Source organism: Mycobacterium sp. PO1, from assembly GCF_017312405.1.
Lineage (GTDB): Bacteria > Actinomycetota > Actinomycetes > Mycobacteriales > Mycobacteriaceae > Mycobacterium.
On sequence record NZ_BLTG01000016.1, the window covers coordinates 81,071 to 93,630 of the forward strand.

Sequence of the window (12,560 nt, forward strand, 5' to 3'; positions counted from 1 at the left end):
GCTCACAACCCGAACAACCGGGCGCTCTCCTCGCGCATGTCCACCTTACGGATCTTGCCGGTGACCGTCATCGGGAACTCATCGACCAGGTGTACATAGCGCGGAATCTTGTAGTGCGCCAACCGTCCCGAGGCGAAGGCACGTAGCGCTGCGGCATCCAGCGGCTCGCGGTTCGCCTTCATCCGTATCCATGCGCACACCTCCTCGCCGTAGGTGTCGTCGGGCACCCCGATCACCTGGGCATCCTCGATGTCGGGATGGGTGTAGAGGAACTCCTCGATCTCGCGGGGGTAGATGTTCTCTCCCCCGCGGATGATCATGTCTTTGATGCGCCCGACCACGTTGCAGTAGCCGTCGGGCCTCATGACCGCCAGATCCCCGGTGTGCATCCACCCGTCGGAATCGATGGCCTGGGCCGTCTTGTCGTCTTCGCGCCAGTAGCCGAGCATCACCGAGTACCCGCGGGTGCAGAACTCGCCGGGCTCACCCCGGTCGACGGTCTCGCCGGTATCCGGGTCGACGATCTTGATCTCTACGTGGGGGTGGGCCCGGCCGATGGATGCGGTCCGCCTCTCCAGGTCGTCGTCGATCAGGGTCTGGCAGGACACCGGTGACGTCTCGGTCATGCCGTACGCGATCGCCACCTCGGCCATGTGCATGTCCTCGATGCACCGCTTCATCACCTCGACCGGGCACACCGCGCCGGCCATGATGCCGGTGCGCAGTGACGACAGGTCACGGGCGGCGAAGTCGGGATGGTTCTGCATCGCGATGAACATCGTCGGGACACCGTAAACAGCTGTGCAGCTCTGCGATTCGATCGCAGCGAGCGTGTGCCCCGGATCGAACCCGGGAGCGGGGATCACGATCGTCGCGCCGTGCGTCGTGCAGCCCAGGTTGCCCATCACCATGCCGAAGCAGTGGTAGAACGGCACAGGGATGCACAGCCGGTCGCCGGGTCCGAGGCCGATCTGCCCGGTGACGAAGTAGCCGTTGTTGAGGATGTTGCGGTGCGACAGCGTCGCCCCCTTCGGGAAACCCGTTGTCCCCGAGGTGTACTGGATGTTGATCGGGTCGGTGTTGGACAGTCCCGCCTGGCGAGCCGCCAACTGCTCGACGCTGATTTGTGCCGCGGACTCGCGCAGTCGGTCCCAGTCGTCGGTACCCAGGAAGACCACCTGCTGCAGCGCCGAGGCCTCGGGCCTGATCTCCCCGACCATCGCCACGTAGTCCGAGGACTTGAACGACGTCGCCGAGACCAGCATTCGCAGACCCGACTGCTCGAGAACATAGGCCAACTCGTGGGTCCGGTATGCCGGGTTGATGTTGACCAGGATCGCCCCGATCTTCGCGGCGGCGAACTGGACGAGCACCCATTCGGCGCAATTGGGCGCCCAGATGCCGATCCGGTCCCCCACCGCCAGTCCCGCAGCCATCAAACCTCGCGCCAGCGTGTTGATTTCGTCGTCGAGTTCCGAGTACGTCCAGCAACGGCCGGTTGTGACCTCGACGAGGACGTCGACGTGCGAATGCGCGGCGGCGGTGCGCTCGAAGTTCGCCCCGATCGTCTCCTCGAGGATCGGGATGTCGGTCGGGCCGGCATCGTAGGACTTCGTCGAGGTCATCACAGCAGCTCCTCGTAGCGGTACTCGGCAGGCAGCGGCGTGCCGGTGCGGTGCGCCTCCTCCTCGCGACGGCGCAGGTCCACACGACGGATCTTTCCCGAGATCGTCTTCGGAAGTTCGGCGAATTCGACACGCCGGACCTTCAGATACGGCGCGAGATGCTCGCGGCTGTGCAGCAGGATCTCCCGGGCCGTGTCGGCGTCGGGAGCCCAGCCCTCGGCCAGCGTCACATACGCCTTGGGTACCGACAGCCGCATGTCGTCGGGTTGGGGTACCACGGCCGCCTCCACCACCGCGGGGTGCTCGATCAACACGCTTTCCAGTTCGAACGGCGACACCTTGTAGTCCGATGATTTGAAGACGTCGTCGGTGCGGCCGATGTAGGTGATGTAGCCGTCCTCGTCCCGGCTGGCGACGTCGCCGGTGTGGTAGTAGCCGTCGCGCATGACGTGGCCGTTGCGCTGCTCGTCGTCGACGTAACCGGTCATCAGGTTCAGCGGGCGGGCACACAGATCCAGGCAGATCTCGCCCTCGTCGGCCGCCCCGCCGGTCACCGGATCGATCAGCACCACCGGCACGCCGGGCATCGGTCGTCCCATGGAACCGGCCTTGACCGGCTGACCTGGCGTGTTGCCGATCTGCAGGGTGGTCTCGGTCTGGCCGAAGCCGTCGCGGATGGTCAACCCCCACGCGCGTTGTACCTGGGCGATGACATCGGGGTTCAGCGGTTCACCGGCACCGAGGATCTCGCGCAGCTCCGGCGGCCGCTCCCCCAGCTCAGCCTGGATCAGCATCCGCCACACGGTCGGCGGGGCACAGAACGTACTGACGCCGGCGCGGCGGATCTGCTCGAGCAGGGCTGCGGCATCGAAGCGGGCGTAGTTGTACACGAAGATGGTGGCCTCGGCGATCCACGGGGCGAAGAAGCAGCTCCACGCGTGCTTGGCCCAGCCGGGCGAGCTGATGGCCAGGTGCACGTCCCCGGGACGCACCCCGATCCACGCCATCGTCGACAGGTGCCCGACGGGATAGCTGACCTGGGAGTGCTGAACCAGCTTGGGGTGGCTGGTGGTCCCGGAGGTGAAGTAGACGAGCAGCGGGTCGTCGACCGCGGTGCCGGGTTCGAACGGGGCGGTGGACTCGACAGCCTCGGCGTCGGCGTAGGCACGCCAACCCGCGGCCGGACCCCCAACCGCGACGCCGGTGAACTCGGCGTCGAGGCCATCGAACTTGCCGATGTCCGACGCGTTGGCGATGACGAAACGGGCGCCGCCGCGGGCCAGGCGGTCGGCGATGTCGTCCGGGCCGAGCGCGGCCGTGGTCGGCAGGATCACCGCGCCCAGCTTCGACACCGCCAGCATCGACTCCCACAACTCCACCTGGTTGCCGAGCATCAAGATGACGCGGTCGCCCTTGCCGACCCCCAACCCCCGCAGCCACGTCGCGACCTGATCGGAGCGCCGCGCCATCTGCGCGAACGTCACCTTCTGCTCGGTACCGTCCTGCTCGACGATCCACAGCGCGGTGCGGTGGTTGCGGTAGCTGATGTCGCCGCCGGAGCGGTCTTGACCTGCGATCACGTCGAACCAGTCGGTCGCCCAGTTGAACTGCCCGGTGACTTCGGGCCACTGGAACGTGGCCACGGCCTTGTCGTAGTCGGTGATGAGGTCGACGAGCTGGTCGCGCGCGGTGCGATATCTGTCCGTGTTCGACATGGCTAATAGGATCTAGGTCACACCGGTCGGTCCACTACCCCCGAAAGTGGGTGAGCCCCGTGACCCCGACGCCTCGGTCCCTGCTGCGCCCCCGCGACGCCGACGCGCTGCGGGCGACGCTGCGCGCGGTGGCCACCGAGGGCGACGTTCCGGTGCTGTTCGGCGGTGAGGTCCACGGCGACACGCTGCTGCTCAGCGAGTTCGTCGGCACCCGCACCCAGAACCTGCGGGGTCTGGCGGTGCGGTCGAGTTCGGGGCTCGGTGGAGCCAGCATGGTGGCGGCCCGGCCGATGTCGGTGGCCGACTACCGACGCGCGGTCACCATCACCCACGACTACGACCGGCCGGTGCTCTCCGAAGGGATCCGCGCGGTACTCGCGGTGCCCGTGCTGGTGGACGGGCAGACCCGGGCCATGCTCTACGGCGCCTACCGCTCGTCGGCGCCGTTCAGCGGTCGTGCCGCCGACCTGATGATCACCTCGGCCCGCGCACTGGGCGACGAATTGCGCATCCGCGACGAGGTGGACCGACGACTGCGACTCGCCGACGCCCGGGGCCCGGCCGGCGCTCATCCGATCGGCGTGGAACAGATCCGTGAGGTCCATGCCGGGCTGCGCAGCCTCGCCGCCGACGCCACGCCCGCTCTGCAGCAACAGCTCCGCGACCTGGCCGGCCAACTCGCCGCTGCACTGGCCGGTGAGACCGCGCCGACCGGGGCGGTGTTGACCGTGCGCGAGCTCGACGTGCTGGCCGAGATCGCCCTCGGATGCACGAATGCCGAAGCAGCGCAGCGGCTGTCGCTGAAAGCCGAGACGGTGAAGAGCTACCTGCGCAGCGCGGCGACCAAGCTCGGGGCACACACCCGTCATGAAGCGGTGTCCAAGGCGCGGCGTGCCGGGCTGCTGCCGTGAGGTAAACCGCCACTGGCCGAGATCCTTATCAGTTGTTCGCCCGGCGCCGCTGCATCAGGGCGGCACCCACCTGATAGAGCGGCACGCAGGCCCAGATGATCAGCAAAGAGATCATCAAACCCATTGGATAATCACGATCCAGGACGGTCGGGTTGTCAGGCTTGGCGCCGGGCGTGTCGAAGACCGGCACCGCAAGAAATATCAGGGTCGCCGAACACAGAGCAGCGACGGCGATGGGTGCCCACCAGCTCCCTTTGACCAGCCGGCGTCCCGTGTATCCGAGTACTGCACTGAGCGGCGCGAAGACGAAGTCGTGAACGATGACGCCGCCTCCCGCCCACACCGCGATCAACGCAATCGTTCTTCCCGGCAGATCAAGAACCAGCACGGCACCGTAGGCGGCCGCTGCGAGCCCCGCCACGACCAGCAGAATTCTGGAGGCGGTCACCGTCCCACCACCTCGATCCGAGAGAGCCACTTCGTCTGCAGAACGCCAGGGCGTGTCGGAGCGATGAGCCGGCATGGGTAGCCATGGTCGATGTCGAGGTCTTCGCCGTTGATCTGCAACGCGATCAGAGTTCTCGAGTCTCGAGCGTGCCGAGCCGGCAACGCGGTCCGAGAGTAGGGCCCAGGTGGTTCCAGCGAGATCATCCGGACGTCTGCGTCCTCGGATCCGCCCACGGCAGCGACGAGATCTGCGAGAACGACGCCAGTCCATTCGGCATCGGCACTCCAACCTTCTACGCACGCAATAGGAAGTCGGTGAGTTGCCTGCGGCATGGCCTGCAGTTCGGCAAGCGTGAATTGCCGGGCTCTTTCACCGTTCACGACACTGAGCGTGTAGTCGGGGGCGCGTGCGGACCGAAGCACCCCTGCGGCCGCAGCTGACCGATTGACCGGAACACCTTGCGGCCCTTCTCCTGACCTGGGAGCCAGGACCGCGAATCGACGCAGCCACGGGACCGTCTGACCCGCCGTGGCCAGGGTGGCGACACCGACGGCAAGACCCGCTCCCACCAGCACGGTCCTCCTTGACGGACCCACGGTCCCACCGTCGGCGACGTCTCCGATCGGTTCGCCGAGAGCACGTCTGATCACCGGGAGCTTCACGCCGATGTGGACGATCACTGCACCCGCAGCCACATAGGACATCGCGTAATGCGCCGTCGTGAAGAAGAACCCGAACACGTACCACTGCGCGATGTTGAGCAACCCGGTGACCAACTGGAAGGTCAGTGCAGCGACGAGAACGAGGATCGACAACCGCTCCAACTGCCGGGCGGGGCCGCCGATCAGGGGGCGCTCGAACAGTTTCGGCCAGACCGACCAGAGTTTGACCACCAGAAGCGGTATCGCCGCGATACCGCTGATCACGTGAAGACCCTGAGTGAAGCGGTAGAGCCACACCGGCCGCGTCGGCCACCAGAACCACGGCTGCGGATGCTGGATGAAGTGACTGATCAACCCCGTCACGATGCACACCGCAACGGCGATGCCGAGCCACATGCCCACTCGGACCGTCACAGCCGTACTGCGAAGTTCAGAGAACCTGGGTTCGCGTACGGTCACCGCGGACCCGCCCCGGTGAACCGTGACGGCCGCGCGGGACGTAAATCGGTTCTCATTTCCATGTCGTTCTCCTGCAGTTCGAAAACTGCGTCAGCGGGACACCTCTCACGCAGCTGGCTTCGCACCTGATGCGAAATGTACCGATCAATACATTCTGTGTACTGTCTAGTACAGAAATGCCGCTTCGGCAAGGAATAAGGATCTACGTGAAAGTGACACCGCTGTTCAAGGACGAGGTGATGTTCGCGACTTCTCAGGCCTGGCGCACTGATGCCGTCTCCATTGACGAACTCGCTGCCGCGAAGCTGATCCTGTACGACGCCCACGCGGGATGGCGCGACCCCACCCGCCGACAACTCGCCGAGCGCGCGCTGCTCCAAGGTCTCGAGCTGAATCCGACGATCGAAGTGGAGCAAGTGGACACGGCACTGGATCTCGTTGCCGCGGGAGCAGGAGAGACATTCGTCTCGAAGGCAGTGTCTGTCTCGCCGATCGCGCCGCCGGGCGTGAAGTACCTGCCGTTCTCAGAGCCGCTCTACGACACCGTCGCCCTGATCCAAAAAGAGTCGGCGATCTTGTCCCCCGCGACCAAGGAACTGGCACGGCTGGCGCGAGAAACCATCGCGAGCTTTCGTTCGGACGACATGCCGGAAGTGCGATACATCGAATCGCCGGAGGCCTGACCGCCCACCTCGGTGGGGCCGCCGGCAGCGCGTGGGCGCGTCAATCTTTCTCGCCGCTCGGGGACACAAGCGTGCGTGGCCACGCGCGGGTGCACTCCCTGGCGCTCGCAGCTCGCCGTGGCAACCCGGGTGCACTCTCGGCGTCAGGGTAGTGGGCAGCATCCGTCCCGCTCGTCATGCCAGCGCCTCCTGCCACGCCTGGTGCAGCTTCGCGTAACTGCCGTTCGCGGCGATCAACTCGGCGGGCGAGCCATCCTCGATGATGCGGCCGTGCTCGAGCACCAATACCCGGTCGGCGATCTGCACCGTCGACAACCGGTGCGCGATCACCAGCGCGGTCCGGTCGGCCAGCACCGTCTCCAGGGCCCGTTGCACCATCCGTTCGCTGGGAATGTCCAGCGACGATGTGGCCTCGTCGAGGATCAACACCGCAGGATCGGCCAGGAACGCCCGGGCGAACGCGACGAGCTGGCGCTGCCCTGCCGAGAGCCGTCCACCCCGCTTGGCGACATCGGTGGCGTAACCCTCCGGCAGGGCCTCGATGAAGGCGTCGGCGCCGACGGCCCGTGCCGCGTCGCGCACCTCGTCGTCGGTCGCGTCGGGACGGCCGAACCTGATGTTGTCGGCGATCGTCCCGCCGAACATGAAGTTCTCCTGGGTCACCATCACCACATGGTGACGCAGCTCAGCCTGTGCGACGTCGCGCAGATCCACTCCGTCGAGCGTCACCGACCCCGCCGTCGGGTCGTAAAAGCGCGTGACGAGTTTGGCGATCGTGGTCTTGCCGGCACCGGTCGTCCCCACCAGCGCCACCGTCTGCCCTGCCGGCACCGTCAGATCCAGGCCGGGCAACACCGGCCGGCCCGCGACGTACTCGAATCGCACATCCGCCAAGGCGATCTCACCGCGCACCGCGTCGAGCCGGCGGGGTTCGCGCGGGTCGTCGATGGCCGGCTGCTGCGCCAGCACACCCGCCAGTTTCTCCAGCGCGGATGCCGCCGACTGGAACGTGTTGAAAAACTGCGAGATCTCCTGCATGGGTTCGAAGAACATCCGCAGATACAGCAGGAACGCGGTCAACGTGCCGATCGTCATTTCGCCGTTCAACACCCGGTAGCCGCCGTAGAGCAGCACCACGCCGGTGGTGATGTTGCCGACCAGTTTGACGCCCGGCATGAACACCGCCAGCAGCCGGAACGTGCGCTCGTTGATCACCCGGTACCGGTCGGCGACGTCTTCGAAGATCTCCTGGTTGCGCGGTTCCCGCCGGTAGGCCTGCACAGCCTTGATGCCGGTCATCGTTTCGACGAACTGCACGATGACCAGCGCGGCGATCTCGCGCACCTCGCGGTAGGTCTTCGACGATTCGCGATGGAACCACGCCACCAGCACGACCAGCACCGGGAACGCGACCAGGCACATCAGCCCCAACTTCACGTCGAGGGTCAGCAACAGTATTGCCGTGCCGAACAGCGTCAGCACCGCGGTGATCAGACTGTCGAAGCCTGTTTCGAGCATGTCCTGGATGGCTTCGACGTCATTGGTCGAGCGGCTGACGACCCTCCCGGACGTGTAGCGATCGTGGAAGGCCACGTCGAGTCGGCCGAAATGCCGGAACAGCCGCCGGCGCAGCTCGAGCAGGACCTTCTGACCGGTTCGACCGGATCGACGCAGGAACACCATCCGGCTGGTGGCCTGCACGACGACCACGACCCCGAGTGCTGCGACGATGGTCAGCAGCGTGCGCGCCGAACCACCCTCGACCAGCGGCGGGATACCGTGATCGATGCCGCGCTGCACCAGGATCGGAACCGACAGCCGGGCAGCGTTTTCCACCACCACGATGACGGCCAGCAGCGCGACCGTCCACTTGTACGGTCGCAGCAGTGAACCCAGCAGCGCCCGCGCCTCCCGTCGACGGGGCTTCGTCTCGTCGATCGGAAGGTCGGCCTGCTCGGTGAACTTCCCGCGCCAGTCCGACACGTCGGTTCGCTCGTCGCGCGAACGTTTCTCACTGGTGGTCACGGCCGCCGCTCCAGGATCTCGTGCTCGAGCCGGTTGCCGTCGTCACCGTCGTCCGGCTCGAACATCCGCAGCCGGTCGATGCTGGTGCGGTCCTCGGGCCAGCGCTCGTCGGACCATTCGCAGTCGCGTTCGGCACCGTCGTCGAGTTCATCGTCCGCGGCCAACAGGTACCGGTATTCGGGTACCTGGGCGAGCAGTTCGGCGTGGGTGCCGACATGGGTGATGGTGCCGTGCTGCAGCAGCGCGACCCGGTCGGCGAGCAGCACCGTCGATGCGCGGTTGGCCACCACGACGCCGGTCACCGACTCCAGCACGCGCCGCAGCGCCGCCTCGACCACGGCCTCGGTGTGTACGTCCAACGCCGACAGCGTGTCGTCGAGTACGAGGATCTTGGGCGCCGCCAGAATCGCCCGCGCCAGCGAAAGGCGTTGCCGCTGACCGCCGGACAGGCTCATGCCCTGCTCCCCGATGCGGGTCTGCAGGCCGAACGGCAAGTCGTAGACGAATTGCGCCGCTGCGACCTCGATGGCTCGGCGCAGCTCGGCGTCGCCGGCATCGGGGCGGCCCAGCGCGAGGTTCTCGGCGACCGACATGGAGAACAACGTCGGGTCCTCGAAGGCGGTGGCCACCGTCTGCCGCAGCGCATCCAGCGTCAGCTCGCGGACGTCCGTGCCGTCGATGCGGATCTGGCCCTCGGAGACGTCGTAGAGGCGCGACATCAGCCCGACCAACACCGACTTCCCCGAACCGGTGGCGCCGACCAGGGCCAACGTCTCGCCCGGCTCGACGGTGAGGTTGACGTGGCGAAGGGCCCATTCCTGCGACGCGCCGCTATCACTGTCCGGCCCGCCGGACGGGGCCACACTGTCCGGCCCGCCGGACGGGGCCAACGGGGCGTCGTCAGGGAACCGGAAGCCCACGTCGACCAACTCCAGACGGCCCCCGCGCGGCGCCTGGTCAAGCGGTCCGTCGGTGATGTCACGCGGCGCGTCGAAGATCTCGGCGATGCGGTTGGCCGCAGTGAACGACTCCTGGGTCATCGACAGCAGGAAACCCAGCGAGGCGATCGGCCACACCAGCGACAGCATCATCGTGATGAAGGCGACCAGCGTGCCCAGCGTGACCGAGCCGTTGCCGGCGGCGTATGCGCCGAAGCCGAGCACCACGATCAGTGTCAGGTTCGGGATGATCTCCAGCAGCGTCCAGAACTTCGCCGACACCGACACCCGGCCGAGCTGGGTTTCGTAGAGGTCGGTCAGCTGCCGGTCGAAACGGTCGTAGGCGTAATCCTCGCGGCCGAACGACTTGATGACCCGCAGCCCGAGCGCAGACTCCTCGACGTGCGTGGCGACATGGCCCGCCTGGTCCTGCGCCTGCCGGGACAGGCGGGTGTACTCCTGCTGGAAGTGCAGCACCGTGAGCGTGATCGGCACGATGGACACCGCGACCACGACGCCCAGCGGCCAGTACATCACCAGCAGGATCGTGGTGATGACGGTGATCTGCAGGATGTTGAGCAACAGGAACGTCAGCCCGAAGGACATGAACCGGCGGATGGTGCCCAGGTCGTTCATGATCCGCGACAGCAGCTGCCCGGACTGCCAGCGACCGTGAAACGACATGGGCAGGATCTGCAGACGCGCGTACAGGTCTTTGCGGATGTCGGCCTCGACACCCATGGTGGCTCGCGACACCAGCCAGCGGCGGATGAACCACAACACCGCCTCGGTGATGCCCACCCCCATGGCGGCCGCGCCCAGCAACCACAGTCCCTGCTGGTCCTGATGGCGCACGGGGCCGTCGATGACGGCCTTGGTCATCAGCGGGATCGAGATCGTCGCGCCCAGGCTGGCAAGCGCGGTCAGCAACATCGCGATCCAGCGCACCCGGTAGGGCATCAGGTACGGCAGCATCCGCCACAGGTCGGAGCTGGGACGGGCTCGTCGCGGTGGCGGTGCGATCGCAGGCGCTTTGTTCAGCGCGGTCGGGCGGGCGTCAACCACTTAGAAGATCTTCCCATTGCCCGCAACTGGTTAACCCTTTCGCCGGAACGGAGTTGCGCGCGCAGTAGGCAGCGTGCGGACCGCGGGGCGCGCAGCTGCGGCGTTCGGTGCCGAACTGGGTGTGATAGAGCCCGGCGTAGCGACCGCCGCGTCCCAGCAGCTCCTGGTGGGTGCCGCGCTCGACGATGCGGCCGTCCTCGACGACCAGGATCATGTCCGCCGCGCGCACCGTGGACAGCCGGTGGGCGATGACGATCGACGTCCGACCGCTGAGTGCCTCGGCCAACGCCTGCTGCACGGCGGCCTCGGATTCGGAGTCCAGCGACGCGGTGGCCTCGTCCAGGATCACGACCTGCGGGGACGCCAGCAGCAGCCGGGCGATGGTCAGACGCTGCCGCTGCCCGCCCGAGAGCCGGTAACCGCGCTCGCCGACGATCGTGTCCAACCCGTCGGGCATGTCGGCGACCACATCGGCCAACCGGGCCCGACGCAGCGCCTCCCACAGCTGGTCGTCGGTCGCCGGCGGTCCGGACAGCTGCAGGTTGGCCCTGATCGACTCATGGAACAGGTGACCGTCCTGAGTGACCATGCCGACCGTGTCCTTCAGCGACGCGAACGTCACGTCGCGCACGTCCCGCCCGTTGAGCCGGACGGCGCCGGAGGCTCCGGTCTGATCGGACGGCCCGCCGTCCACGTCGTACAGGCGGGCGATCAGCGCAGCGATCGTCGACTTGCCCGCTCCGGACGGACCGACCAGCGCCACCATCTGACCGGGCTCGGCGGTGAACGACACCCCGTGCAGCACCTCGTCGCCGCCCCGATCGTCGAGTTCGGCCACCTCCTCCAGCGACGCCAGAGAGACCTTGTCCGCCGACGGATACGAAAAGTGCACGTCATCGAACTGCACGGCGACCCCGCCGTCTGCCCGCCGGGGCACTTCGACCGCGTCGGGGGCCTCCCGGATCAGCGGCACCAGATCGAGCACCTCGAATACTCGCTCGAAGCTGACCAGCGCACTGGCGATCTCCACCCGCGCGTTGGCCAGCGCCGTCAACGGCGCATACAGCCGGGTCAGCAGCAACGCCAGCGCCACGATCGAGCCCGCCTGCAACTGTCCGCCCAGAGCCAGTGCGCCACCCAGGCCGTACACCAGCGCCAGCGCCAGCGCCGACATCAACGTCAGCGAGTTCATGAACGTCGACTGCAACATCGAGGTGCGGATCCCGATGTCGCGGACCCGTCCGGCACGGACCTCGAACTCGCGGGACTCCGCGCCGGGGTCACCGAACAGCTTGACCAGCGTCGCGCCGGGCGCCGAGAACCGCTCGGTCATCTGGGTGTTCATGGTCGCGTTGTGGATGGCCGCCTCCCGCGAGAGCCGCGCAATCGACGCGCCGATGCGACGGGCCGGGATCAGGAACAGCGGCATCAGGGCCAGCGACAGCAGCGTGATCTGCCACGAGATGCTCAGCATCACCACCAACGTCAACGTGAGCGTGACCAGGTTGGACACCACTCCGGACAACGTGTCGGAGAACGCGCGCTGCGCCCCCAATACGTCGTTGCCGAGCCGGCTGACCAGCGCACCGGTCCTGGTGCGGGTGAAGAACGCCACCGGCATGCGCTGGACGTGGTCGAACACCGCGGTGCGGAGATCGAGGATCAGGCCTTCGCCGATCGTCGCGGACAGCCAGCGGGTCACCAGTGCCACCCCCGCCTCGGCCACCGCCACGACGGCGATGACCACGGCCAGCATCACCACCACCGACGTGGTGCCCGGGCCGGTGATCTCGTCGACCACCCGCCCGGCCAGCAGCGGTGTGGCCACTGTGAGCAGGGCACTGACCACGCTGACAGCCAGGAAAACCGCCAGCTTGCCGTGATGCCGCTGGGCGAACCGCCAGATCCGGCTGAGCAGGCGTCGGTCGGCCAGCGAGCGCAGCTCACCACCACGCGCCCGCGTCTGCCGGTACAGGGATTGCCGGGCAACCGTTTCCAAGCTCATGTTTTCACCGTAAAACCTGAACAA

At 67.0% G+C, this 12,560-nt stretch carries 9 protein-coding genes; 2 read left to right on the plus strand and 7 right to left on the minus strand.

The annotated features are described in order from the left end of the window. Positions 1–2: 2 nt before the first annotated feature. Positions 3–1,625: an AMP-binding protein gene (locus tag J3476_RS06985; RefSeq protein WP_207065763.1), complete on the minus strand. Its 1,623-nt coding sequence runs from the start codon at positions 1,623–1,625 to the stop codon at positions 3–5. Next, on the minus strand, positions 1,625–3,340 hold the full coding sequence (locus tag J3476_RS06990; protein WP_207065764.1) for an AMP-binding protein: 1,716 nt from the start codon (positions 3,338–3,340) through the stop codon (positions 1,625–1,627). The genes J3476_RS06985 and J3476_RS06990 overlap by 1 nt, the downstream gene beginning before the upstream one ends. A gap of 50 nt (positions 3,341–3,390) precedes the next feature. Between J3476_RS06990 and J3476_RS06995 the strand changes: the two genes are divergently transcribed. Then, positions 3,391–4,251 (plus strand): LuxR C-terminal-related transcriptional regulator, encoded by an 861-nt coding sequence (locus tag J3476_RS06995; protein WP_207065765.1) that lies wholly within the window; start codon positions 3,391–3,393, stop codon positions 4,249–4,251. A gap of 28 nt (positions 4,252–4,279) precedes the next feature. Here the strand turns inward: J3476_RS06995 and J3476_RS07000 are convergent, their stop codons facing one another. Continuing rightward, positions 4,280–4,699, minus strand: a complete 420-nt coding sequence (locus tag J3476_RS07000; RefSeq protein WP_207065766.1) for a hypothetical protein — start codon at positions 4,697–4,699, stop codon at positions 4,280–4,282. Then, a complete protein-coding gene (locus J3476_RS07005) occupies positions 4,696–5,757 on the minus strand; it encodes a molybdopterin-dependent oxidoreductase (protein ID WP_207065809.1) in 1,062 nt (353 codons plus the stop codon). Before J3476_RS07005 ends, J3476_RS07000 begins: the two co-directional genes overlap by 4 nt. A gap of 269 nt (positions 5,758–6,026) precedes the next feature. Here J3476_RS07005 and J3476_RS07010 point away from each other — a divergent pair, with 269 nt between their 5' ends. Next, positions 6,027–6,503, plus strand: a complete 477-nt coding sequence (locus J3476_RS07010) for a LysR family transcriptional regulator substrate-binding protein (RefSeq protein WP_207065767.1) — start codon at positions 6,027–6,029, stop codon at positions 6,501–6,503. A gap of 174 nt (positions 6,504–6,677) precedes the next feature. On the opposite strand, the gene J3476_RS07015 is transcribed toward J3476_RS07010, so the two are convergent. From J3476_RS07015 to J3476_RS07025, 3 genes are all read right to left on the minus strand, one after another. After that, on the minus strand, positions 6,678–8,528 hold the full coding sequence (locus J3476_RS07015) for an ABC transporter ATP-binding protein (protein ID WP_286182694.1): 1,851 nt from the start codon (positions 8,526–8,528) through the stop codon (positions 6,678–6,680). Then, positions 8,525–10,441: an ABC transporter ATP-binding protein gene (locus J3476_RS07020; protein WP_286182698.1), complete on the minus strand. Its 1,917-nt coding sequence runs from the start codon at positions 10,439–10,441 to the stop codon at positions 8,525–8,527. Before J3476_RS07020 ends, J3476_RS07015 begins: the two co-directional genes overlap by 4 nt. Before the next feature lie 82 nt (positions 10,442–10,523). Next, positions 10,524–12,536: an ABC transporter ATP-binding protein gene (locus J3476_RS07025; protein ID WP_207065769.1), complete on the minus strand. Its 2,013-nt coding sequence runs from the start codon at positions 12,534–12,536 to the stop codon at positions 10,524–10,526. Positions 12,537–12,560: the final 24 nt, after the last annotated feature.